Annotated in this window: 19 protein-coding genes; 5 read left to right on the top strand and 14 right to left on the bottom strand. The window is 70.9% G+C overall.

Annotated features, from left to right (window positions below):
* Nucleotides 1–10: 10 nt before the first annotated feature.
* The 5 genes from cimA to A6A06_RS00035 form a co-directional block, all read right to left on the bottom strand.
* Nucleotides 11–1,621: a citramalate synthase gene (gene cimA / locus A6A06_RS00015; protein WP_073757476.1), complete on the bottom strand. Its 1,611-nt coding sequence runs from the start codon at nt 1,619–1,621 to the stop codon at nt 11–13.
* Between the two features lie 334 nt (nt 1,622–1,955).
* Nucleotides 1,956–3,302: an MFS transporter gene (locus A6A06_RS00020; RefSeq protein WP_073757478.1), complete on the bottom strand. Its 1,347-nt coding sequence runs from the start codon at nt 3,300–3,302 to the stop codon at nt 1,956–1,958.
* Nucleotides 3,303–3,443: 141 nt separating this feature from the next.
* On the bottom strand, nt 3,444–4,712 hold the full coding sequence (locus A6A06_RS00025) for a TolB family protein (RefSeq protein ID WP_199930605.1): 1,269 nt from the start codon (nt 4,710–4,712) through the stop codon (nt 3,444–3,446).
* 181 nt (nt 4,713–4,893) lie between these two features.
* The gene (locus A6A06_RS00030; protein ID WP_073759553.1) at nt 4,894–5,514 is read right to left on the bottom strand and encodes a TetR/AcrR family transcriptional regulator; all 621 of its coding nucleotides are present in this window, start codon (nt 5,512–5,514) and stop codon (nt 4,894–4,896) included.
* A 20-nt stretch (nt 5,515–5,534) separates the two neighbouring features.
* The gene (locus A6A06_RS00035) at nt 5,535–6,584 is read right to left on the bottom strand and encodes an agmatine deiminase family protein (RefSeq protein ID WP_073757482.1); all 1,050 of its coding nucleotides are present in this window, start codon (nt 6,582–6,584) and stop codon (nt 5,535–5,537) included.
* A gap of 298 nt (nt 6,585–6,882) precedes the next feature.
* Here A6A06_RS00035 and A6A06_RS00040 point away from each other — a divergent pair, with 298 nt between their 5' ends.
* Entirely contained in the window at nt 6,883–7,635 is a 753-nt protein-coding gene (locus A6A06_RS00040; RefSeq protein WP_199930606.1) for a hypothetical protein, read from the top strand.
* Between the two features lie 8 nt (nt 7,636–7,643).
* On the top strand, nt 7,644–8,057 hold the full coding sequence (locus A6A06_RS00045; protein ID WP_199930607.1) for a hypothetical protein: 414 nt from the start codon (nt 7,644–7,646) through the stop codon (nt 8,055–8,057).
* A gap of 124 nt (nt 8,058–8,181) precedes the next feature.
* Here the strand turns inward: A6A06_RS00045 and A6A06_RS00050 are convergent, their stop codons facing one another.
* Nucleotides 8,182–9,267, bottom strand: a complete 1,086-nt coding sequence (locus tag A6A06_RS00050; RefSeq protein ID WP_073757487.1) for a branched-chain amino acid aminotransferase — start codon at nt 9,265–9,267, stop codon at nt 8,182–8,184.
* 309 nt (nt 9,268–9,576) lie between these two features.
* Nucleotides 9,577–10,617 carry a 3-isopropylmalate dehydrogenase gene (locus tag A6A06_RS00055; RefSeq protein WP_073757490.1) on the bottom strand — a complete coding sequence of 347 codons (1,041 nt, stop codon included), beginning with the start codon at nt 10,615–10,617 and terminating at the stop codon, nt 9,577–9,579.
* Between the two features lie 129 nt (nt 10,618–10,746).
* On the opposite strand from A6A06_RS00055, the gene A6A06_RS00060 reads away from it, so the two are divergent.
* Nucleotides 10,747–12,312 carry a purple acid phosphatase family protein gene (locus tag A6A06_RS00060; protein WP_073757492.1) on the top strand — a complete coding sequence of 522 codons (1,566 nt, stop codon included), beginning with the start codon at nt 10,747–10,749 and terminating at the stop codon, nt 12,310–12,312.
* Nucleotides 12,313–12,382: 70 nt separating this feature from the next.
* Here A6A06_RS00060 and A6A06_RS43430 read toward each other — a convergent pair whose 3' ends face one another.
* On the bottom strand, nt 12,383–12,514 hold the full coding sequence (locus A6A06_RS43430) for a hypothetical protein (protein ID WP_274535863.1): 132 nt from the start codon (nt 12,512–12,514) through the stop codon (nt 12,383–12,385).
* A gap of 356 nt (nt 12,515–12,870) precedes the next feature.
* Between A6A06_RS43430 and A6A06_RS00065 the strand changes: the two genes are divergently transcribed.
* Entirely contained in the window at nt 12,871–13,515 is a 645-nt protein-coding gene (locus A6A06_RS00065; RefSeq protein WP_073757494.1) for a Uma2 family endonuclease, read from the top strand.
* A gap of 68 nt (nt 13,516–13,583) precedes the next feature.
* Here A6A06_RS00065 and pruA read toward each other — a convergent pair whose 3' ends face one another.
* Nucleotides 13,584–15,215: an L-glutamate gamma-semialdehyde dehydrogenase gene (gene pruA / locus A6A06_RS00070; RefSeq protein WP_073757496.1), complete on the bottom strand. Its 1,632-nt coding sequence runs from the start codon at nt 15,213–15,215 to the stop codon at nt 13,584–13,586.
* Nucleotides 15,216–15,323: 108 nt separating this feature from the next.
* On the bottom strand, nt 15,324–16,250 hold the full coding sequence (locus A6A06_RS00075; protein WP_073757498.1) for a proline dehydrogenase family protein: 927 nt from the start codon (nt 16,248–16,250) through the stop codon (nt 15,324–15,326).
* A 266-nt stretch (nt 16,251–16,516) separates the two neighbouring features.
* Between A6A06_RS00075 and A6A06_RS00080 the strand changes: the two genes are divergently transcribed.
* Nucleotides 16,517–17,791 carry a PucR family transcriptional regulator gene (locus A6A06_RS00080; RefSeq protein WP_073757500.1) on the top strand — a complete coding sequence of 425 codons (1,275 nt, stop codon included), beginning with the start codon at nt 16,517–16,519 and terminating at the stop codon, nt 17,789–17,791.
* 593 nt (nt 17,792–18,384) lie between these two features.
* Here A6A06_RS00080 and A6A06_RS00085 read toward each other — a convergent pair.
* From A6A06_RS00085 to ilvC, 4 genes are all read right to left on the bottom strand, one after another.
* Entirely contained in the window at nt 18,385–19,011 is a 627-nt protein-coding gene (locus tag A6A06_RS00085) for a TetR/AcrR family transcriptional regulator (protein WP_073757502.1), read from the bottom strand.
* Between the two features lie 221 nt (nt 19,012–19,232).
* Nucleotides 19,233–20,219, bottom strand: a complete 987-nt coding sequence (locus A6A06_RS00090; protein ID WP_073757504.1) for a PRC and DUF2382 domain-containing protein — start codon at nt 20,217–20,219, stop codon at nt 19,233–19,235.
* Between the two features lie 307 nt (nt 20,220–20,526).
* Nucleotides 20,527–22,119 carry a phosphoglycerate dehydrogenase gene (gene serA / locus A6A06_RS00095; protein WP_073757506.1) on the bottom strand — a complete coding sequence of 531 codons (1,593 nt, stop codon included), beginning with the start codon at nt 22,117–22,119 and terminating at the stop codon, nt 20,527–20,529.
* A gap of 300 nt (nt 22,120–22,419) precedes the next feature.
* Nucleotides 22,420–23,418, bottom strand: a complete 999-nt coding sequence (gene ilvC, locus A6A06_RS00100) for a ketol-acid reductoisomerase (protein ID WP_073757508.1) — start codon at nt 23,416–23,418, stop codon at nt 22,420–22,422.
* Between the last annotated feature and the right edge of the window lie 19 nt (nt 23,419–23,437).

The raw sequence follows: 23,437 nt of genomic DNA on the forward strand, positions 1-23,437 counted from the left end.
ACCCCGCGGGCTACTCCTGCGGCTCGACCCCGGCCCGCATCAGCCCGTACGCGTACGCGTCGTCCAGTGCCTGCCACGACGCGGCGATGACGTTCTCGGCGACACCGACCGTGGACCACTCGCTCTGCCCGTCGCCGGTGGACACCAGGACGCGGGTGATCGAACCGGTGCCCAGCCGGCCCTCCAGGATGCGGACCTTGTAGTCCACCAGCTCCAGCTCCGCCAGCTGCGGGTAGATCCGCTCCAGGGCCACCCGCAGCGCCCGGTCCAGCGCGTGCACCGGGCCGTTGCCCTCGGCGGTGGCCACCAGCCGCTCGCCCTTGGCCCACAGCTTCACCGTCGCCTCGTTGGCGTGCGTACCGTCCGGCCGGTCCTCGACGATCGCCCGCCACGACTCCACCCGGAAGTACCGCAGCGGCCGGCCCTCCGCCTCCTCGCGCAGCAGCAGCTCGAAGGAGGCGTCGGCGGCCTCGTACGTGTACCCGGCCAGCTCGCGTTCCTTGACCCGCTCCACGACCCGGCCGACCAGCTCCCGGTCGCCGCTCAGGTCGAAGCCCAGCTCCTTGCCCTTCAGCTCGATGGACGCGCGTCCCGCCATGTCGGAGACCAGCATCCGCATGCTGTTGCCGACCAGCGCCGGGTCGATGTGCTGGTACAGGTCGGGATCGACCTTGATCGCGGAGGCGTGCAGTCCGGCCTTGTGCGCGAACGCGGAGACGCCGACGTACGGCTGGTGCGTGGACGGCGTGAGGTTCACGACCTCGGCGATGGCGTGCGAGATGCGGGTGGTCTCGGCCAGCTTGCCCGCGGGCAGGACCTGGCGCCCGTACTTCAGCTCCAGGGCCGCCACGACCGGGAAGAGATTGGAGTTGCCGACCCGCTCGCCGTAGCCGTTCGCGGTGCACTGCACGTGCGTGGCGCCCGCGTCCACGGCGGCGAGGGTGTTGGCCACCGCGCAGCCCGTGTCGTCCTGGGCGTGGATGCCCAGGCGCGCACCGGTGTCCGCCAGCACGGTCCGCACGACGGCCGCGACCTGCGCGGGGAGCATTCCGCCGTTGGTGTCGCAGAGCACCACCACGTCGGCGCCGGCCTCGCTCGCGGTCCGTACGACCTGCTTGGCGTAGGCCGGGTCCAGGGCGTACCCGTCGAAGAAGTGCTCACAGTCCAGGAAGACCCGGCGGCCCTGCGCGCGCAGATGGGCGACGGTGTCCCGCACCATCGCGAGGTTCTCCTCCGGCGTGGTGCGCAGCGCCAGCTCCACGTGCCGCACGTGCGACTTGGCGACCAGCGTGACGACCGGTGCCTGCGACTCCAGCAGCGCGGCGACCTGCGGGTCGTCCTCGACCCGTACGCCCGCCTTGCGGGTGGCGCCGAAGGCGACCAGCCGGGCGTGCCGGAAGTCGATCTCCGCACGGGCCCGCTCGAAGAACTCGGTGTCCCGGGGGTTGGCGCCGGGCCAGCCGCCCTCGATGAAGCCCACGCCGAAGTCGTCCAGGTGCCGGGCGATGGTCAGCTTGTCCGCGACGGTCAGGTTGATGCCCTCGCGCTGGGCTCCGTCGCGCAGCGTCGTGTCGAAGACGTGGAAAGCGTCGGACAACGCGGGTTCGGGTACGTCCGTCATGCTCGTCTGGCTCCTGTCGGGTCTCGGTTTACCGGAATGACCGGTTCCACCGCCCCCTCATGGTCCCGCGCGCTCCGCCGCCGGCGAAAGGTGGGCCGGAAACGAAAAAACCTCTCGCGGATGCGAGAGGTCTGCGCGCGGGTCTGGGGCGACGGTGACCGCGCCGTACTCGGTGCGTACGGGGCGGTCACTGCGGACCGGCGCGCCTGCTGCCAATAATCGTGGCGAACGGGAGCATGGGGGCATCCTGCCACAGGTTCCCGGGGGGCGGCCGGGTATCTCACAGTGCGGGCCACTGGGGGTGGCCGGTCCTGTTGTCCTCAAGCTCCCCCAGCTACCGCTGGGAGGTGCCCCCAGACGGGCTGGATTGTGCCGGCTGCGGGCTTGAGATGGGCTCCTGCTTTGTCGGCTTCACCCGGTTGAGGTCGATCGTCTTCGTTTCGCGCATCGTCACGTAGACGATCAGGGAGACCGCCGCGCAGCCCGCCACGTACCAGTAGTAGCCCGATTCGATGCCGCCCTTCTTGAACCACAGGGCGACGTACTCGGCCGTGCCGCCGAAGAGGGCGTTGGCGATGGCGTACGGGAGGGCGACGCCGAGGGCGCGGATGCCGGTGGGGAAGAGTTCGGCCTTCACGCAGGCGTTGATCGAGGTGTAGCCGGTGACGACGAGCAGGGCGAGCAGCGCGAGGCCGAGGGCCGGCCAGAAGCTGCCCGCGTGCCGCAGCAGGGTCATGATCGGCACGGTCAGGAAGGTGGAGCCGACCGCGAAGGTGATCAGCAGCGGGCGGCGGCCGATGCGGTCGGAGAGCTTGCCCGCCAGCGGCTGGATGCACATGAAGACGAACAGCGCGCAGAAGCTGACCAGCGAGGCGGTCGGTTTGTCCATCCCGGCGCTGTTCGAGAGGTACTTGGTGAGGTAGGTCGTGTACGTGTAGTACGCGACGGTGCCGCCCATGGTGAGGGCGATGACGAGGAACGCCTCGCGCCGGTGGGCCCACAGCGCCTTGAGCGTGCCGCGCTCCGGGTCGCTGTGTGCGCTGTCGTCCTGCGCGTACACCTCCGTCTCCAGCATGTTGCGCCGCAGGTAGAAGACGATGGCCGCGCCGAGCGCGCCGATGATGAACGGGATGCGCCAGGCCCAGCTGTGCAGGGCCTCCTCGGACATGGTGCGCTGCAGGAGGATCTGGAGGCCGAGGCCGAGGAGCTGGCCCGCGGTCATGGACACGTACTGGAAGCTGGAGGCGAAGCCGCGCCGCCCCGGGGCGGACGCCTCGGTGAGGTAGGTGGCGCTGGCCGCGTACTCGCCGCCGACCGACAGCCCTTGCAGCATCCGGGCGATGAGCAGCACGGCGACGCCGCCGTACCCGGCCACCGCGTAGGTCGGCGCGACGGCGATGAGGATGGCCGAGGCGGACATCAGGGTGACGGTGAGGGTCAGCGCGGCCTTGCGGCCCTTGCGGTCACCGACCCGGCCGAGCACCCAGCCGCCGACCGGCCGCATGAAGAAGCCGACCGCGAAGATCCCCATGGTGTTCATGAGGTTGGCGGTGTCGTTCCCCTTCGGGAAGAAGGAGTCGGCGAAGTACACCGCGAAACTGGCGTACACGAACCAGTCGAACCACTCGACCATGTTGCCGGCCGAGCCGACCCAGATCTTCTTCCACTGCTCTCGTCCCATGACGGATCACGGTCGCCGACGCCGCCCGCCGCGGCAAGAGCCCGGCGGGCAACGATCACGCTTCGTTACCTGCGGGGTATGCGCGCGATCGGCGTACGGACACGTCTGCGCGCCCGGACGCGTACGGCACGGTGCCGCCCCTCAGCGGACGTGCCGCAGGAACACGTCGCTCTCGTGGTTGGTGTCGCCGCCGACCAGGTCGGCGAGGTGGGACTCGAAGACGACCGCGCGGCCGTCGGCCGTCATGCCGTCCGGCCCGGCGGTGGCCGCCCTCGGTCTGCCGTCGGTGCCGGGGCTGACGAGCGTGTCCTTGCCGGTCTTCAGGTCCTTGACGTACAGGCCGTACTCGACGCCGGCGGAGTGCAGCAGCAGGAGACGGCCGTCCGGACCGATCGCGTCGGCTTCGGCATACTGATTGCCGTCGATGCCGTCCACCCGCCGGATCGCACCGCTGCGGACGTCCCGTACGAAGACGTACGAGCGGGCCTCGTCGGGCACCGGCACGATGTTCTTGGCCGCCGAGTTGAAGACGACGGTACGGCCGTCGGCGCTGATCAGCGGGTCGGTGGAGCCGGAGGTGGCGGGCAGTCCGTCGGCGGTGGTGTCGATCTGCCGCTGCTCGCCGGTGCGCAGGTCGGCGAGGTGGATGTCGGCCCAGTCGCGCTCGCCGCCGGGGCCGCCGCCGCGCCGGCTGCGTTCCCGGTAGGCCACCTTGCCGCCGTCGGCGCTGATGCGCGGCGAGTCGTAGCCGCGGCCTTCCTTGGCGGGAATCCGGCTGGCGCGGCGTGTCGTCCCGGTCTTGCGGTCGCGTACGTAGATGCGGCCGAGGTCTTCGTTCGGCGGCGGGACGGTGCCCTGCCGGCCCAGGAAGGCGACGTAGCGGCCGTCGGCGCTGAGCGAGGGTGTCTCGCCGCCGGTGAAGCCCGCGTCCATGTCCAGGTCGGCGCGTTCCAGGCGTCCGGTGCGCACTTCGTAGACGTATACGTGGTATGTCCCGTTCGTCTCGGCGTTGAAGGCCACGTGGCGGCTGTCCGCGCTGATCGTGGCGAAGTCGGCGTTGCCGGGGCCGAGCGGGGCGTTGAGGCGGCGGAGGGTGCCGGTGCGGCGGTCGCGCAGGAAGACGTCGTGGACGATGGGGCCGGGGTTGTCGTCACCCGGCAGGAGGTTGTCCGCCCCGGAGTCGAAGGCGACGTACCGGCCGTCGGGGCTGATCGCGGCGTTGTACGAACCGCCGCCGACCGCTTCCGAGCCGTCGGGCGCGGTGTTGACCCGTTCGGTACGGGGGCCGTGGCCGCCCGCCGCCACCGCGGGTGTGCCGGTGCCGCCCGCCGCCAGCGCCCCGGCGAGGACGGCGGCCACCGCCGCGCCCGATGCCGTACGTCTGCCGCTGCCGCCTCGCCCCGTGCGCACGCCCATGTTTCCCCCCGGAAACACCCGCCTCCGGCCCTGCGCCGGAGCGCCAGGGGATACAACCGCATCAGCCGCGGCAGGGTCAATGCGCTCTTTTCCGTATAACCCGGGCCGGGTGTCAGGTGTCGGGTGCCAGATATCGGGTGTCGGGTGCCAGATGTCAGGTGTCGGGTCTGCGCGGTCAGGGCCCTTCCGCAGGGCTCAGCGCCTCGTCCAGGAACTCCCCCACATGCCGCAGCACCTGCTCCCGGTCCAGACCCGGCAGGCCGACGACGAGGTGGGTGCCGAAGCCGTCCAGCAGCGCGCGCGTACGCGTGGCGAAGCGCTCCGCGTCCACGGTCCGCAGCTCGCCCTTCGAGGCGCCTTCGGCCAGCAGCGCCACCAGGTCGCGGTGCCAGGCCAGTTCCAGGTCGAGCTGGCGCGCGCGGGTCTCGTCGTCCGCGTTCTGCGAGCGGTTCCACACCTCCAGCCACAGGGTCCAGCGCGGGTCCCGGTGCCCTTCGGGGAGGTAGAGCGCCACCAGCGCGTCGAGCCGTTCGCGGGCCGGGACGCGGCGGGCGAGCGTGGCCCGGCGCCGGGCGCCGAGCTGCTCCTCGCTCCAGTGCAGGGTCTGGAGCAGCAGCTCGTCCTTGGTACCGAAGTAGTAGAGGATGTGCCCGCTGCTCATCCCGACCTCGCGTCCCAGCCCGGCCATGGTCAGCCGGTCCAGGCCCGCTTCGGCGATGGTGGCCATGGCCGCGGCGAGGACCTGCTCGCGCGGCCGGTCGAGCCGCCGCCGTGACGGGCGGACCGGTCCGGGCACGGAAACCTCCGGGAAAAACGTCACACGGTGCCCACCTTGGGCTGCTGCTGGGTGATGCAGTGGATGCCACCGCCCGCTGCGAAGATCGTACGGGCGTCGGCCGGGGTCACCGTCCGCTCCGGGAACAGCCGCCGGAAGATCCCGGCGGCCTGCTCGTCGCGCGGATCGCCGAACGCGCACAGCACCACGCCGCCGTTGCACAGGTAGTGGTTGATGTACGAGTAGTCGACCGGCTCGCCGTCCACCTCGACGACGGTCGGCGCGGGCACCTCGACGACCTCCAGCCGCCGCCCGCGCGCGTCCGTCGAGGAGCGCAGCAGCCCGGCGATCTCCTTGCACACCTCGTGGTCGGGGTGGGCCGGGTCGGGCTGGGTGTGCGCGACGACGACGCCGGGCCGGGCGAACGCCGCGACGATGTCCACGTGGCCGCGGGTGCCGAACTGCCCGTAGTCGGCGGTCAGTCCGCGCGGCAGCCAGATCGCCTTGGTGGTGCCGAGGTACGCGTGGATCTCCGCCTCCACCTCCGCGCGCGTACGGCCCGGGTTGCGCCCGGGGTCGAGCTGCACGGTCTCCGTCAGCAGGACCGTGCCCTCGCCGTCCACGTGCAGGCCGCCGCCCTCGTTCACCAGCGACGACCGGTACGTGCGGGCGCCGGCCAGCCCGGCCACGTACGCGCCCGCCCCGGCGTCCCGCTCCCAGCGGGCCCACTCCTGGCCGCCCCAGCCGTTGAACACCCAGTCGGCGGCGGCCAGCCGGCCGTTCCCGTCCGTCAGGAAGGTCGGCCCGATGTCCCGCATCCACGCGTCGTCGAGCGGCCGCTCGACGACCTCGACGTCCGGGCCGAGCAGCCGCCGCGCCCCGCCGCCCTGGCCGGTGCCCGCCACGACCGTGACCGGCTCGTACCCGCGTACGGCGCGGGCGACGGCGGCCCAGGCCCGGCGGGCCCGCTCCAGCGCCTCGCCGCCCTCCGCGCCGAAGGTGGCGTTGGGTCCGGGCCAGGCCATCCAGGTCCGCTCGTGCGGGGCCCACTCGGCGGGCATGCGGAAGCCGTCGGCGGCGGGGGTGGTCATGGGGTCCTCCGGGCTCGGGGCGGGTGCGGGGGCGATGCAGTGCGGGGGCGGTGCGGTGCGGGGGCAGCCTGTGCACGGCGCCGCGCCGTCGACCGTCGCTTTAGTGCGGCACTCTAACTCTGATCACCGGCGGAGCCAACCAGCTCGGGCCATTGACGCAGTCATCACCCGTAGTCCACATTGAGCACCATATTGAGCACCGTTCAAACACCCCCGCCCCGCAGCTCCGGGCAGCCCGGCACACAGGGGGCGCGGCACCGAGGACTTCCCGGCCACGGCACCAGCGGTGGAGGAATGCATGGAATTACAGAGGACGGCCTTTTCCGTGCTGGCCGCATTGGCCGTCCCGGCAGGTTTGTTCTGGCACAGAAAACTCCCCTGGTATGCGGTGCTGTTCTCTTTCGCCTACCTCTCCCTGGCACTGCTGCCGGCCGGCCACTCCCCTGAGACATGGGCCACACTGGCCGCGACAACGCTGGTCAGCCTCGCCCTGGCCCTTCTGTCCAGGCCGTGGCCGGCCCACTCGTACCGCATCGCGATGACGCTGCCACCGTTCACCGCCGCCACCTGGGCCGGGATCGCACTGCTCCTCACCGCGGCAGCGGTTTACGCCTGCACGGGAATCGGCACCGGCGTCGCGTGGATCGAATCGACGCTGAAGGACGATCGCGTGTGGGTGGTTCTCTCGGGCGCCCTGATCGCCGTATTCGGCTCCCAGCGGACCGTCGCCCGGATCGTCAAACCCCAGGTCGACCACATCGAGAGCCGCATCAGTTCCGGCGCTCTCGGCATCGAGGTCCGGGAGTTCATCGCCGCCGCCGCACACATCGGCTGGATAGAACGCGTACTGCTTTTCGCGTTCCTGGCGTCCGGAAACCCGGAAGCCGCCGCACTGGTCGTGGCGGCGAAGTCCTTCATCCGGTCCCCCGGCTCCAGCCAGGGCGGAAAACTGGTGGGCGACTATTACCTGGTGGGAACGCTGGCGAGCGTGGGATCGGCGCTCCTGATATCTTGTGCGACCAGGATCGCGCTGGGACTGCCGCCGCTCTGAGGGTGGGTATGGATCTACTCGAACTTCCCTTGTTCCAGGAACTTCTGTCACTGGAACTGCCCACGGCCGACTTCGTCATCGCCGGCAGCGGACCCATGCTGGCCCACGGCATCAAGCCGGAAATCGGCGACCTCGACATCGTGGCCCGGGGAGCCGCCTGGAAGAAGGCGATCAGCCTGGGGGAACCGGTCCCCGCACCTTTGGGATACGTCGAGCACGTCCTGTTCTTCTCGGGGAACGTCGAAGTACTGAACGGCTGGTTCGCCTACAGCGTCGACGAACTGATCGAAGAGGCCGATGTGTTCTCCGGCCTGAATTTCTCCCCGCTCAAGAGAGTGCTGGAGTGGAAGACGCAGCTGGCACGGAAGAAAGACCGCGCCGATATCGAAGCCATTCACCGGTATCTGCGCACCCGCACCTGAAGCGCGCGGGTCATCTTCGAGAGAAGCAGGTCATCTTCGGGAGAAGCGGGTCATCTTCGGGAGAACAAGCCGAACGGCCGCCCGGCGACATGCCGGGCGGCCGTTCGGCGCGGTGCGTGCGGGCTCAGCCCAGCGGGTGCATCCAGCCGTGAGTGTCCGGGGTGGCGCCGGTCTGGAGGTCCAGGAGCGCCTTGCGGAGCTGCATGGTGACCTCGCCGGGCTTGCCGTCGCCGACGGTCCAGGAGGCGGCCTCGGACTTGACGGAGCCGACGGGGGTGATGACGGCGGCGGTGCCGCAGGCGAAGACCTCGGTCAGGGAGCCGTCCTCGGTGGCGGCCTTCCAGTCCTCGACGGAGATACGGCCCTCGGCGGCCTCGTAGCCCAGGTCGGTGGCGATCTTCAGGAGCGAGTCACGGGTGATGCCGGGCAGCAGTGAGCCGGACAGCTCCGGGGTGACGATCTTGTTCCCGTACACGAAGTACAGGTTCATGCCGCCCATCTCCTCGATCCAGCGGCGCTCGATCGCGTCCAGCCAGACGACCTGGTCGCAGCCGTGCTGGGCGGCCTGGGCCTGGGCGACGAGGGAGGCGGCGTAGTTGCCGCCGGTCTTGGCGGCGCCGGTGCCCCCGCGCACGGCGCGCACGTACTCCTGGGAGAGCCAGACGGAGACCGGCTTGACGCCACCGGTGAAGTAGGCGCCGGCGGGCGAGGCGATCACGATGAACAGGTACTCGTTGGCGGGCTTGACGCCCAGCCCGACCTCGCTCGCGATCATGAAGGGGCGCAGGTAGAGCGATTCCTCGCCGTTGGTCGGCACCCAGCTCTTGTCCTGCTTGACCAGTGCGTCGCAGGCCTCGACGAACGTCTCGACGGGCAGCTCGGGCATACCGAGGCGGCGGGCGGACGCCTGGAAGCGCCGGGCGTTGGCGTCCGGGCGGAATGTGGCGACGGTGCCGTCGGGCTGCCGGTAGGCCTTGAGCCCCTCGAAGATCGTCTGCGCGTAGTGCAGCGTCATGTTCGCCGGGTCCATGGACAGCGGGGCATAGGGCGCCAGCTGGGCGTCGTGCCAGCCGCGGCCCTCCGTCCACTTGATCGTCACCATGTGGTCGGTGAAGTAACGGCCGAAGCCGGGGCTGGCCAGGATCCGCTCCCGCTCCGCATCGGAGAGCGGGTGGGAGGAGGGCTTGAGCTCGATCGTGGGCGTCGTCATGAGTGCGTGTCCTTCACCGGTGAGGTTGTGGGGCCGCGCTCGCGGAGTCCTTGTCGGTACAGGACGTCCGGTATTCCCCTCGTACAGCGGCTCCACGTTCGATTATCGCTCCCGAGGTGCCGGGGACGGAAATGCCGTGCTGCTCAGGGTGGGACGCCATGGTTCCGAAGGCGGATCCGCGTGCGTCTGCCAGGGGTCGATGGTCGCACCCAACCCGGCGGTAGCACAGTCGCGGACCTACGCGACAGCGCCGGGTCGGTGCGGCCCGGCGCTGTCGTCAGCTGAGGTGCGTTCGGCGAGCGGCGGGGTTCAGCCCGCTACTCGCGCGGCGAGCGCGTCGCCGGTCTCGCCGGTGGTGCGGGGGGTTTCGCCCCGGTCCGCGAGGTCGGCCGCGACGGCCTCCTCGATCCGGGCCGCCTCGGCGTCGAATCCGAGGTGCCGCAGGAGGAGGGCGGTGGACAGGACGGTGGCCGTGGGGTCGGCCTTGCCGGTGCCCGCGATGTCCGGCGCCGAGCCGTGCACCGGCTCGAACATGGACGGGAAGGCGCCCGTGGGGTTGATGTTCCCGGAGGCGGCCAGCCCGATGCCGCCGGTCACCGCCGCGGCGAGGTCGGTGAGGATGTCGCCGAAGAGGTTGTCGGTGACGATCACGTCGAACCGCTCGGGCTGGGTGACGAAGAAGATCGTCGCGGCGTCGACGTGCAGATAGTCGGTGGTGACCTCGGGGTACTCCTCGCCCACCGCGTCGAAGATCTTCTTCCACATGTGGCCGGCGTACACCAGGACGTTGTTCTTGTGGACCAGCGTCAGCTTCTTGCGCGGCCGCGCGTCGGCCCGCTCGTACGCGTCCCGGACCACCCGCTCCACGCCGTACGCGGTGTTCAGGCTGACCTCGGTGGCGACCTCGTGCGGGGTGCCGGTGCGCAGGCTGCCGCCGTTGCCCGTGTACGGGCCCTCGGTGCCCTCCCGGACGACGACGAAGTCGATGTCCGGGCGGCCGGCGAGCGGCGTCGAGGTGTTCGGGAAGAGCTTCGACGGACGCAGGTTGACGTAGTGGTCGAAGGCGAAGCGCAGCTTCAACAGCAGGCCGCGCTCCAGGACTCCGGAGGGTACGGACGGGTCGCCGATCGCGCCGAGCAGGATCGCGTCGTGGTCCTTGAGGGACTCCAGGTCCGCGTCCGGCAGGGTCTCGCCGGTGGCGTGCCATCGCCTGGCGCCGAGGTCGTACTCCTTGGTTTCCAGCTTGACGTCCTGCGGGAGGACCGCGCCGAGGACCTTCAGTCCTTGGGCCACGACCTCCTGGCCGATACCGTCACCGGGGATCACTGCGAGGCGAATGCTGCGAGACATGTCTGGACCCTACTCTCCGTCCCATTGGTTGACACGTGCTGTCCGGGATACGGACAGATGAGCAGCCGGACACCTGCCGTTCACCCGCAGGCCCCCGACCCGTCGAACGGTGATGCGAGGTTGCGCAGCATGGACACACCACGCGTGGGCATTCCCGAACCGCTCGCGAGCCGCATGAGCATGCCCGAACAGCACGAGTACCTCCGTACGAAACTGACCCGCCGCGGACTGCTGCGCACCTCCGCCGTCACCGCCGGCGCCGTCGCGGGCGGGAGCCTGCTGGCGGGCCCGGCCCAGGCCGCCTCCCCCACCCTGCTCTCCTCCCCCGCCACCGGCGCCGTGCACGGCTCGCTGGTCGCGCCGTTCGGCCGGCACCTGGCGTTCGGCGCGGACCCCCAGCACCAGATGCGCGTCTCGTGGCAGGTGCCGTTCGCGGTCAGGCGGCCGTTCCTGCGCGTGGGGCTGCGTCCGTGGGACCTGAGCCGGAAGATCCACGCCGAGGTGCGGGAGCTGCACACACCGGCGCTGACCAAGAAACTGCCCGCGGTCGACCAGTACTACCTGCACGCCGCGCTCGACGGCCTGCGGCCGGGCACCACGTACTACTACGGCGTCGGCCACGACGGCTTCGACCCCGCAGACTCCCGCCACTTCGGCACCCTCGGCACCTTCCGCACCGCCCCGGCCCGCCCCGAGCGGTTCGTCTTCACCGCCTTCGGCGACCAGGGCGTCAGCTACCACGCGCTCGCCAACGACCAGCTCATCCTGGGCCAGAACCCGTCCTTCCACCTGCACGCCGGCGACATCTGCTACGCCGACCCGGACGGCAGCGGCTCCGAGCACGACAGCTACGACGCGCGCCAGTGGGACCAGTTCCTGGCGCAGACCGAGTCGGTGGCCAAGACCGTGCCGTGGATGGTGACGACCGGCAACCACGACATGGAGGCCTGGTACTCCCCCAACGGGTACGGCGGCCAGAACGCCCGCTGGAGCCTGCCGGAGAACGGCCCGGACGCCGAAAAGGTGCCGGGCGTCTACTCCTTCACGTACGGCAACGTCGCCGTCGTCGCGCTCGACGCCAACGACGTCTCCTACGAGATCCCCGCCAACCTGGGCGTGTCCGACGGCAAGCAGACCCGGTGGCTGGACCGCAGGCTCGGCGAACTGCGCGCCGCCAGGGGCATCGACTTCATCGTCGTCTTCTTCCACCACTGCGCCTTCTCCACCACCAACTCGCACGCCTCCGAGGGCGGAGTCCGCGACGCGTGGCTGCCGCTCTTCGAGAAGCACCAGGTGGACCTGGTGGTCAACGGCCACAACCACGTCTACGAGCGGACCGACGCCATCAAGGGCGGCCGCGTCTCCAAGGAGATGCCCATCGGCGAGACGGTGGACTCCTCGCGCGAGGGCATCGTGTACGTGACGGCCGGCGGCGCGGGCAAGTCGCTCTACGACTTCCCGGTGCCGGACAGCTACGAGGGCCACGTGAAGGACCTCGACCACGTGGACACGTACCACTGGGCCAAGGGCAAGGTGAAGGTCAAGGAAGCCGTGCAGTGGTCGCGGGTGCGCTACACCGGCTACTCCTTCATCGCGGTCGAGGTGCTGCCGGGACACCGGCCGCGGATGAAGGTCACCGCGCTCGCCGAATCCGGCGAGAGCATCGACCGCTTCGAGGTCACCCGGCGCGCCTGAGCGGGCGTGCGCGCGCAGCCGCGCCGCACCCCCGCCCACCGGACGGCTCCCGGGCCTGCGGGCCGGGGGCTCAGTGCCCGGTCGAGCCGCCGTTGTCCCGGCGGTCGAGCGCCCGCTGGAGTGCGGCGGCGGCGTTCTTACGGTCGGCCTCGCCGGTCGCACGGGCGGAGTGGCGGATCCTGCGGACAGCGGTCTTGGTCATGATGCGCCTCCAATGCAAAGCCCCGAGAGATGAACGGAAGCGTCCTTCCGGAAACGGCCGACAGACGCGGGGGCCACGGCATCAGCAGGGATCACCTGCCCGCACACACCGGGCCGCACCCGCCACCGCCCGATCGAGCGGAACGTTCGGCTCCTACAAAGCTAAGCCAGTGACGCCGTGATGTCTGCACAATTACTTGGGCTTCCTACTATCTGAGACAGGCGATGGCCTGAGGTACACGTTCGGGTGATCGTCTGTTCATCGGCGCAGTCGAGATGCCACGACTCCGTAGCGTGACGGCGTCGCTTGTGCCACAGGGCCGGGCGCGCCCACACTTGAGGAGGAGGTGCTACGCCATGACTGTTCTCGCCCGCGAGGCGCCCGAGACTGCATCGGAGGCCCAGATGTCCCTGCCTGTTCTGGACGAGGTCCTGTGGGAGGCATGGAAGGCCATGAAACTCCCCGAGGGCTTCCATGCTGAGATCGTTGAGGGGTTCATCGAGGTGTCGCCTACCGGCCGCTCTAGCCACGGCATGATCATCAACCAGCTACGGGAGCACCTCGTGGCGTACCTGGCCGACAGCGATCACGCTTCTTTCCAGGAAATGAACGTGATGCACGGCCTGACCGTGTGGATTCCCGATCTTTACATCGCCCCCAGGGACATCGCGTCATGCTTTACCCCTGACGGTCTCGGTGTAGAGGCGTCTGCCGTGGCTCTTGTCGCCGAAATGGTGTCACCCAGCCACCGGGACAGGACACGCGATCGTGTGCGCAAGCGCCGTGATTATGCGCGCGCCGGAATCCCGATCTACGTCATCATCGACGACTACGACGATCTGGGTACCGTAACCATGCTCAGCGACCCCCGCCCCGACGAGGCCAGTTACGCCGCCGAGCACCGCGTGCCTTACGGAACCAGCCTCACCATCCCCGAAGGCCCCGCCAAGGGCTTCGTCATCGGCGAGTCGATCACCGGACCGCTGCGCACCCGAGGCTGACGTCACGCCGACGGCCCGGCACCCCAACCAAGGGAGCGCCGGGCCGTCGGCATGACGTGGCTACCGGATCAGCCCATGTGCGGGTAGCGGTAGTCCGTCGGGGCGACCATCGTCTCCTTGATGGCGCGCGGGGACATCCAGCGGATCAGGTTGAACTTGGAGCCCGCCTTGTCGTTGGTGCCCGAGGCGCGGCCGCCGCCGAAGGGCTGCTGGCCGACGATCGAGCCGGTGGGGCGGTCGTTGAGGTAGAAGTTGCCGGCGGCGAAGCGGAGCTTCTCCGAGGCCGCGACGAGGACCTGGCGGTCCTGGGCGAGGACGGCGCCGGTCAGGGCGTACGCCGAGGCGGACTCCATCTGCTCCAGCATCGCGTCGAAGTCGGCGTCCTCGTAGACGTGGACGGCGATGACCGGGCCGAAGTACTCGGTCTTGAAGACCTCGTTCTCCGGGTCCGAGCAGGCGATCACGGTCGGGCGCACGAAGTAGCCCACCGAGTCGTCGTACGTGCCGCCCGCGACGATCTCGCAGGTCGGGTCCTGCTTCGCGCGGTCGATCGCGGCCTTGTTCTTGGCGAAGGAGCGGTCGTCGATGACGGCGCCGACGAAGTTCGTCAGGTCGGTGACGTCACCCATGGTCAGCGCGTCGACCTCGGCGGCCAGGTCGTCCTTGAAGCCGCTCTCCCACAGGGAGCGGGCGATGTACGCGCGGGAGGCGGCGGAACACTTCTGGCCCTGGTACTCGAACGCGCCGCGGGTGATGGCGGTCTTCAGGATCGCCGGGTCCGCGGTCGGGTGGGCGACGATGAAGTCCTTGCCGCCGGTCTCGCCGACCAGGCGCGGGTAGGAGCGGTAGCCGGTGATGTTCTCGCCGACCGCCTTCCACAGGTACTGGAAGGTGGCGGTGGAGCCGGTGAAGTGGACGCCGGCCAGCTCCGGGTGCGGCAGCGCGACCTCGGAGACCTCCTTGCCGTCACCGGTGACGAGGTTGATGACGCCCTTGGGCAGGCCGGCCTCCTCCAGGAGCTGCATGAGCAGGATCGCGGAGTGGGTCTGCGTCGGGGACGGCTTCCAGACGACGACGTTGCCCATCAGGGCGGGCGCGGTCGGCAGGTTGCCGGCGATGGCGGTGAAGTTGAAGGGCGTGATCGCGTAGACGAAGCCCTCCAGCGGGCGGTGGTCCAGGCGGTTCCAGACGCCGTTCGGCTGCATCGGCGGCTGCTCCTGGAGCAGCTCGCGGGCGAAGTGGACGTTGAAGCGCCAGAAGTCCACCAGCTCGCAGGGCGCGTCGATCTCGGCCTGCTGGGCGGTCTTGGACTGGCCGAGCATCGTCGAGGCGGCGATGGTCTCGCGCCACGGGCCGGACAGCAGGTCGGCGGCCTTGAGCAGGATCGCGGCGCGGTCGTCGAAGGACATGGCGCGCCAGGCCGGGGCGGCGGCCAGGGCGGCGTCGACCGCGTCCTGGGCGTCCTGGCGGGTGGCGTTGGCGTAGGTGCCGAGGACGGCCTTGTGGTTGTGCGGCTGGACGACGTCGAAGCGCTCGCCGCCGCCCATCCGCTTCTCGCCGTTGATGGTCATCGGCAGGTCGATCGGGTTGCCGGCCAGCTCCTTGAGCTTGGCCTCCAGGCGGGCGCGCTCCGGGGAGCCGGGGGCGTAGCCGTGCACCGGCTCGTTGTACGGGGCGGGTACGTGGGTCACGGCGTCCATGTCGGCCGTCTCCTTCGGTTCGGGGGTGTGCGGGTGCGTCAAGTTGTGGGCGCCGGGCCGTGTACGGGGGCCCGGCGCGTGCGGTCCGGCCGGGGCCGGACGCCTGGCTCAGCCCTTGGTGACGAGCGAGCGCAGGAAGAACGCGAGGTTGGCGGGGCGCTCGGCGAGGCGGCGCATGAAGTAGCCGTACCAGTCGGTGCCGTACGGGATGTAGACACGCATCCGGTGTCCTTCGGCGACCAGGCGCTGCTGCTCGGCCTCGCGGATGCCGTACAGCATCTGGAACTCGTACTCGGCGGGCTTGCGGCCGAAGCGGCGGCCGAGTTCCTGGCCTATCGCCACCATGCGCGGGTCGTGCGACCCGATCATCGGGTAGCCCTTGCCGGCCATGAGGATCTTCAGGCAGCGGACGTATGCCTTGTCGACCTCCCGCTTGTCCTGGAACGCGACCGTCGCGGGTTCCTTGTAGGCGCCCTTGACCAGGCGCACGCGGGAGCCTTCCCCGGCGAGCGCGTGGCAGTCGTCCTCGGTGCGGAAGAGGTAGGACTGGAGCACCGCGCCGGTCTGCGGGAAGCGGGCGCGCAGCTCGCCGAGGATCGCCAGGGTGGAGTCGACCGTGGTGTGGTCCTCCATGTCCAGGGTCACCGTGGTGCCGGCCTCGGCGGCGGCCTCGACGACCGGCGTGACGTTCTTCAGCGCCAGTTCGTGGCCGCCGGACAGCGCCTGCCCGAAGGCGGAGAGCTTGACCGACATCTCGGCCCGCGCGCCCAGGCCCAGGTCCTTGAGGGCGGCGGTCAGCTGGAGGTAGGCGTCGCGGTTGCGCAGCGCCTCGGCCGGATCGGTGATGTCCTCACCGAGATGGTCGAGGGTGACCTCCATACCGCGGTCCGCCAGGGACCGCACGGCGGCCATGGACACGTCCAGCCGCTCACCGGCCACGAAGCGGTCGACGACCGGACGGGTGACCGGGGCGGCCGAGACGACACGGCGGATGCTGTCGCTGCGGGCTGCTGCGAGAAGCACGGGACCCAGCACGGGGCACCTCCACGATTCAAGATGACAAGCCGGGCGGGCGCCTGGCAGGCGGGCGCGACGGCGAGATGAGCCACCTGAAACTTAAGGATCTCGCTACTTGGCGGCCATCGACAGCTGTCTGGCCTTCGTGGCCGGGATCTCAGACAGATGTATGAGAATGGGGGAAGGCCACAACGGCACCGGCGGACCCACTCCCCCCGGTGACCGCACGGACACCCGGGGCCGTCACGGCCCGGGAGCGCGACCCGAAAGGAGCCACGCGGCGTATGCGGGGCGATTACCAGCAGCTCGTGGACGAGATCTCGGCCGCCCTCGGTGCCCCGGCGACCCTGGAGGACCGCGACTTCGGGCTGATCGCCTTCGGGGCGCACGAGGGCGACGACGACCTGGTCATGGACCCCGTACGGACCCGGTCGATCCTCCAGCGGCGCTCGACGGCGGCGGTACGGGCCTGGTTCGAGGCGTTCGGCATCGCCCGCGCGAAGTCGGCGCTGCGTATCCCGCCCGATCCGGCGGCCGGGGTGTTCAAGGGCCGGATCTGCCTGCCCGTACGCCACCGCGGCATCGTGCACGGATACGTCTGGCTGCTGGACGACGGCCACCTGACCGACCTGGAGCTGGGGGGCGGCGGCGCACCGCCGGACCCCCGTATCGAGCAGGCGATGGAGTCGGCCGCCGGTATCGGCGCGCTGCTGGCGGCGGAGGCCCGCGCGGGCGCCGAGCTGGGTGACCTGCTGCGCGCGCTGCTGGTCTCGCGCCCGGCGGAGCGGACGACCGCGGCGGCCGCGCTGCGCGACGGGCTGCGGTCCGCGGCGGACGCGCACCTGATGGTGGTCGCGGTGACGCCGTGGGACGTCCCGGAAGCCGATCACGCGCCGCTGCCCAACCTGCCGGGGCTGCTCGCCGCCTGCACACTGCCTGCCGCGAACGGGGCCGCCGACGGCGCCGAGGGCCCGGCCGTGGCCGCCGCCCCGCCGCCGCGCGCGACCGCCGACGCCCCGTCGCTGGCGGCTCTCGTACGGCTGCGTTCGCCGTCCACCCTCGCCGCGGCGCATACGGCGGCCGAGCATCTGCTGCGCTCGCCGCGCGCGGGCGGCAGCCTGGCGGCGTCCGGGGCGGAAGCCCGTATGCTGCCGGGGGCCGCCGGACTCGGCATGCCCGTACGGGACTTGGCCGGTCTGCCCACCGCCTGGCAGGAGGCGCTGGCCGCGGCGCGGGCCGCGCGCGCCGAACCGCGGCTGGGCCCGGTGGCCCAATGGGACGCCATCGGCTCGTACCGCCTGCTGACGGGCCTGCCGCCGGCCGAACCTGACACGACGGTACGTCCGCTGCTGACCCCCTCGCACAGTGAACTCGCCCGTACCGCCGAGGTGTTCCTCGACTGCGCGGGCCAGGCGGGCCGCACCGCCCAGGCGCTCGGCATCCACCGCCAGACGTTGTACTACCGGCTCGGCCGTGTCGAGAAGCTGACCGGGCTCGACCTGGACGAGGGCAGTGACCGCCTGCTGCTCCACATGGCGCTGAAGACGGCACGGCTGTGAAACGGCCCGGCCGGTCCGGGGCGGCCGGGCCGCCGGGCGCGCGGTACGCCCCGAGCACTCCCGGTGCCCGCGAACGCAGATTTGTTGAGTACTGGACAGGCAGCGGGTCCGGACGCACGATGAGAATCTGTGGGAGCCCGGGACCGGCCGGGAGAACGGGGTACCCGCAGAGGGTGCGGCCGCCGCCGGGAGAAGAACCGGAAACCGGCGGCGACCGGCTGCCGGGCGACGGGGCTCCTCTTCCCCCTCACCTGGCACTGACCGCCCTTCCTGGTGGGCCGGGGGTGCGCGGGAGGACCCCTGGCTGGACAGGCCGGGAAGGGCGGGGCCGGAGTCGCCTGTTCGCTGCGTGACGCGGATCTCCGGCCGATCATGGGTGCGTACTGCTCGGCGACCTCTGGGTCTGGGAGATCCGGGTCCGGCGGCAGCTGCTGCCTGGTCCCGTACGGGGAGCGTAGAACGCGGCGGCGCGGCCGGACAAGTGCGCAGCGGTCAAATACCGAACGGTATCGGCCGGTTGGCCGACGGACCGGACACCGTCCCGGCCGGCGGGCGGACCGCGTACGGTCAGGAAGCGGGCGGACCGCGTACGGTCAGGAAGCGGCCGGTCCGCCGTCCGCGGGCTCCTCGCGCGGCGCGAGCACCGAGCCGGACAGCACCCGCCGCATCGCCTCCACGAGGTCACCGCCCGAAGGCAGCGCCGCCGGGGTGACCAGCGACTGCACCATCAGGCCGGTGAGCAGCGCCTGGTAGAAGGAGCCGACGACGCGCGCCGTCTCCGCGTCCACCTCGGTGTCCGGTACGTTCTCGAAGACCGCGACCATCCCTTCGCCGCCCTCCGGCAGGACCGTGGCGAGCGCAGCGCGCAGTTCGGGATCGCGGGGCAGCAGGCCGAGCACCTCGACCTGGGAGGCCACGAAGTCGCGCTGCTCCAGGAAGCTCCGCAGGATCCGGTCCCAGACGGCCGTGAAGCGCTCCACGGGATCACCGGCCGGTTCCCCGCCACCGGCTTCCTCCGCGCCGGTCAGCGCCGCACCCCACTCCCCGACGGATTCCACCAGCGCCTTGCGCATGAGGACGTCCTTGGAGCCGTAGTGGTAGCCGATCGAAGCCAGGTTGGTGCCGGAGGCGGCCACGATGTCGCGGGCGGTGGTGCGCGCGTACCCCTTTTCCAGGAGGCAGCGCTTGGCCCCTTCCAGCAGGTCTTCACGGTGTCCCATGCGGTCAGCCTATGCCCGGCGGACACCGGCACCGGACGGGCGTCCTGACCGGGGTTCCGGTCGGGCCTTCCGGTCGGGCGTTCCGTACGGCCGTCCACCGGCGGTGCTTCCGCTCCCGCGCGCGGCACAGTACGGAGCCCGGCCCGCCGCGCTGAGGGTGCGGCGGGCCGGGCCCGTGGGACGGCGGACGCTGCCGGGGGCGGCGCCGCGGCGTCGGCGGCCTACCGGCCCCGCTCGGGGCCCGGTCCGCCACGGCCCCGCTCGGGTCCCTGGCCGCCCCGGCCCCGCCGGTCGCGCCGGCCGGTGCCCTTGCCGTCGTCGAACTCCACCTCTTCCCGGTGGACCTCGGTGTTGACCTCCTGCTGCTCGGTGACCCGCTCGGTCTCCAGCCGGATGCGCTCCACCGGCACGTTCTCCTTGCGGACGACGACCTGCTCCTCGTAGAGCGTGACGTCCAGCTCGCCGTCACCGAGTTCCGGCTGCCGGTCCCGGCCCTTGCGGCGGTCCGCTTCGCTGATCTTCTCGCGCCTGATGCGGGCCTCGTCATGGCTGACGGGTACGGAGCGGTGCACCTCTTCGGTCGTCACATGCTTGCGCAGCCGGGCGTGGCCGCTCTCGCGCGTCTCGGTGCCCATCTCGACGTGCTCCTCGGAGATGAGCATCTCCGGGTTCTGCTCCTTGGCGCGGGCGGCGTCCGCGTCCCGGCCGCGGGACATGGCCATCGCGCCGGCCCCGGCTCCCGCCCCGGCCAGCGGCGCGGACTCGGTCCGCTCTCGGCGGCGGTCCCCGGGCCGGTTCGTGCCGGCCGCGCCCGCGGCACCGGCGGTGCCCATTCCGGCGCCGGCGGCCGTGGTGCGGCCCGGAACCGTGCCGGACGGTGCGGTACCCGGCCGCGCCATCCCGTAGTGCCGGTACAACCGCTCCTCCTCGGCCGGTTCCAGATGGCCGTCCGCGTCGATCCGCGGCGCGTCCTTGATCTGGTCCTTGGTGGACGGAACCTGTAGTTCATCGCCCACCCGCCGGGCCCCGGCGAGCGGAACGAAGGTCTCCTTCATGCCGAACAGACCGGTGCGCACGGTGATCCACTCGGGCGCGTCGGTGGCGTCGTCCCGGTAGATCTGCTGGACCGAGCCCACCTTGGTGCCCTCCGCGTCGACCACGTTCATGCCGGTCAGATCCTGAGGGTTGCCACCCAGGGGTGCGTTCATGGCGTCGCTCTCCTTCCGCACGCGCCGGCAGGGGGCACGCGCAGTTCCCATTGCGCGTCGCCCCGCCGCGCGCAGCGAGTCGGAAATCCCCCGGAACACCGGCCGCACGGCGAGTTTGCAGGGCGCCCGCCCTCGGCCCGCACTACGCCGAACGGGTGACGGGCGAAGCCCTCACCCACGGTGGGCCGAGCACCCACCCACCGCGACCCGGAACCTCCACCCGCCGTGGCCGGGCGTATACGGCAGCGGGCCCGGACTCCGCCGCAGCGGGGTCCGGGCCCGGTGAAGGAGCGTGTCCGGCCGTGGATCAGTCCGTGAGGTTGACCGCGCGGGCCGACGTGGCGCCGATCTCGTCGGCGATCTCGGCGAGCACCGGCGCCGGGATCGTGTCGTCGACGGTCAGCGCGACCAGGGCCTCGCCGCCCTCGTCGGCCCGCGAGACCTGCATCCCCGCGATGTTGATGCCCGCCTCGCCGAGGATCCGGCCGAGGGTGCCGACGACGCCGGGGCGGTCGCCGTAGCGCAGGAAGGCCATGTGGTCGGCGAGCGCGAGGTCGATGGAGTGGTCGCCGACCGCGACGATCTTCTGCTGGTTCTTGTTGCCCGCCAGCGTGCCGGAGATGGAGATCTCGTCGCCGTCGGCCAGGGTGCCGCGCACCGTGACCACGTTACGGTGCTCGGCCGACTCGCTGCTGGTCGTCAGGCGTACCTCGACACCGCGCTCCTGCGCGAACAGGGGGGCGTTGACGTACGAGACCGTCTCGGCCACCACGTCCTCGAAGACGCCCTTGAGCGCGGACAGTTCGAGCACCTTGACGTCGTGCTGGGTGATCTCGCCGTACACCTCGACGTCGAGACGGACCGCGACCTCGCCCGCCAGCGCGGTGAAGATCCGGCCCAGGCGCTCGGCCAGCGGCAGGCCCGGCTTGACGTCCTCGGCGATCACGCCGCCCTGGACGTTGACCGCGTCCGGCACCAGCTCGCCCGCCAGCGCCAGGCGTACCGACCGGGCGACCGCGATGCCCGCCTTCTCCTGCGCCTCGCCCGTCGAGGCGCCGAGGTGCGGGGTGGCGACGACCTGGTCGAACTCGAACAGCGGGGAGTCCGTACAGGGCTCGGTGGCGTAGACGTCCAGACCGGCGCCGGCGACCCGGCCCTCCTTCAGGGCGCTCGCCAGCGCGTCCTCGTCGACGATGCCGCCGCGCGCGGCGTTGACGACGCGGACCGACGGCTTGACCTTGTGCAGCGCGTCGTCGCCGATCAGGCCGACGGTCTCGGGGGTCTTGGGGAGGTGGACGGTGATGAAGTCCGCGACCTCCAGCAGCTCGTCCAGGGAGACCAGCTTGACGCCCATCTGCGCGGCGCGGGCCGGCTGCACGTACGGGTCGTAGGCGACGATCTTCATGCCGAAGGCGGACATGCGCTGGGCGACCAGCACGCCGATCCGGCCGAGGCCGACCACGCCGAGCACCTTCTCGGAGAGCTCGACGCCGGTGTACTTGCTGCGCTTCCACTCGCCGTTCTTCAGGGCGGTGTTCGCCTGCGGGATGTTGCGGGCCGTGGCGAGCAGCAGGCCGCAGGCCAGCTCGGCGGCGGTGACGATGTTGGAGGTCGGCGCGTTGACGACCATCACGCCGGCCTTGGTGGCGGCGGAGACGTCGACGTTGTCCAGGCCGACGCCGGCGCGGGCGACGACCTTGAGCTTGCGGGCCGCGGCGATGGCCTCGGCGTCGACCTTGGTCGCGCTGCGCACCAGGATCGCGTCGACGTCGGCGATGGCGGGGAGCAGCTCGGCGCGGTCGGCGCCGTTGCAGTGCCGGATCTCGAAGTCCGGACCGAGTGCGTCGACGGTGGCGGGCGACAGTTCCTCGGCGATCAGAACGACAGGTTTCGAGCTCACGTGGTCTTCAGTCCTCACTAGTCCTGGGGGCCCCTCCCGTGCCCCTTGTGGCTACGGGCGAGGACGGCCGTCCCGACGGCCGAAGGCGGTGAAGGGGGCAGCCGCGTGGAAGACGCACGACGCTGTGAGCCTGACGCGCTTGTGGTGTGCAGTGTAGTGGCGGCCCCCACCTGTTCATCCGCCGTTTCGGAAGGATCACCCGGTAGTGGTGTGACGGGATGGACAACACCACCGCGGGCCGCGGTGCCGGTCATGGCGAACGGGGCCGCGGCGGCTGCCGCGGCCCCGTGCCTTACGGGCTTACTGCTCCTCGTCGACCCAGCTCATGAGCTTGCGGAGCTTCTTGCCGGTGGTCTCCAGCAGGTGGTCCTCGTCGGCCTTCTTGTACTCGTTGTACTTCGGCAGGCCGGCGTTGTACTCCGCCATCCAGTTGTTGGCGAAGGTGCCGTCCTGGATCTCGGCGAGCACCTTCTTCATCTCGGCCTTGGTGGCGTCGTTCACGATCCGCGGGCCGGTGACGTAGTCGCCCCACTCGGCGGTCTCGGAGATCGACCAGCGCATCTTCTCCAGGCCGCCCTCGTACATGAGGTCCACGATCAGCTTCAGCTCGTGCAGGCACTCGAAGTAGGCGATCTCCGGCTGGTAGCCGGCCTCGACCAGCGTCTCGAAGCCCGCCTTGACCAGTGCCGAGGCACCGCCGCAGAGCACCGCCTGCTCGCCGAAGAGGTCGGTCTCGGTCTCCTCGGTGAAGGTGGTCTTGATGACGCCGGCGCGGGTGCCGCCGATGGCCTTGGCGTAGGACAGGGCCAGCTCGAAGGCGTTGCCGGAGGCGTCCTGCTCGACGGCCGCGATACACGGCACGCCGCGGCCCTCCTCGTACTGGCGGCGCACCAGGTGGCCCGGTCCCTTGGGGGCGACCATGCAGATGTCGACGTTCTCCGGGGGCTTGATGAAGCCGTAGCGGATGTTCAGGCCGTGGCCGAAGAACAGCGCGTCGCCGTCCTTGAGGTGGTCCTTGACGGACTCCTCGTAGACCTTGGCCTGGATCGGGTCCGGCACCAGGATCATGATGACGTCGGCCTCTTCGGCCGCCTCGGCGGGGCTGACCACGCGCAGCCCCTGCTCCTCGGCCTTGGACTTCGACTTCGAGCCCTCGTGCAGACCCACCCGCACGTCGACGCCGGAGTCACGCAGGGAGAGGGCGTGGGCGTGGCCCTGGCTGCCGTAGCCGAGAACCGCGACCTTGCGGCCCTGGATGATGGACAGGTCGGCGTTGTCGTCGTAGAACAGCTCGGCCACTTCGGGTATCTCCTTGGAT

Origin of the sequence: Streptomyces sp. CB02923 (assembly GCF_001905005.1) — a bacterium.
Classification (GTDB): domain Bacteria; phylum Actinomycetota; class Actinomycetes; order Streptomycetales; family Streptomycetaceae; genus Streptomyces.

Excerpts from the sequence above, each read along its gene's own strand:
- A6A06_RS00060 (WP_073757492.1), top strand. The coding sequence starts at position 10,747 with ATGGACACACCACGCGTGGGCATTCCCGAACCGCTCGCGAGCCGCATG.
- A6A06_RS00035 (WP_073757482.1), bottom strand. The coding sequence starts at position 6,584 with ATGACCACCCCCGCCGCCGACGGCTTCCGCATGCCCGCCGAGTGGGCC.
- A6A06_RS43430 (WP_274535863.1), bottom strand. The coding sequence starts at position 12,514 with ATGACCAAGACCGCTGTCCGCAGGATCCGCCACTCCGCCCGTGCGACC.
- A6A06_RS00080 (WP_073757500.1), top strand. The coding sequence starts at position 16,517 with ATGCGGGGCGATTACCAGCAGCTCGTGGACGAGATCTCGGCCGCCCTC.
- A6A06_RS00020 (WP_073757478.1), bottom strand. The coding sequence starts at position 3,302 with ATGGGACGAGAGCAGTGGAAGAAGATCTGGGTCGGCTCGGCCGGCAAC.
- A6A06_RS00085 (WP_073757502.1), bottom strand. The coding sequence starts at position 19,011 with ATGGGACACCGTGAAGACCTGCTGGAAGGGGCCAAGCGCTGCCTCCTG.
- A6A06_RS00065 (WP_073757494.1), top strand. The coding sequence starts at position 12,871 with ATGACTGTTCTCGCCCGCGAGGCGCCCGAGACTGCATCGGAGGCCCAG.
- pruA (WP_073757496.1), bottom strand. The coding sequence starts at position 15,215 with ATGGACGCCGTGACCCACGTACCCGCCCCGTACAACGAGCCGGTGCAC.
- A6A06_RS00040 (WP_199930606.1), top strand. The coding sequence starts at position 6,883 with ATGGAATTACAGAGGACGGCCTTTTCCGTGCTGGCCGCATTGGCCGTC.
- cimA (WP_073757476.1), bottom strand. The coding sequence starts at position 1,621 with ATGACGGACGTACCCGAACCCGCGTTGTCCGACGCTTTCCACGTCTTC.
- A6A06_RS00055 (WP_073757490.1), bottom strand. The coding sequence starts at position 10,617 with ATGTCTCGCAGCATTCGCCTCGCAGTGATCCCCGGTGACGGTATCGGC.
- A6A06_RS00050 (WP_073757487.1), bottom strand. The coding sequence starts at position 9,267 with ATGACGACGCCCACGATCGAGCTCAAGCCCTCCTCCCACCCGCTCTCC.
- A6A06_RS00045 (WP_199930607.1), top strand. The coding sequence starts at position 7,644 with ATGGATCTACTCGAACTTCCCTTGTTCCAGGAACTTCTGTCACTGGAA.
- A6A06_RS00090 (WP_073757504.1), bottom strand. The coding sequence starts at position 20,219 with ATGAACGCACCCCTGGGTGGCAACCCTCAGGATCTGACCGGCATGAAC.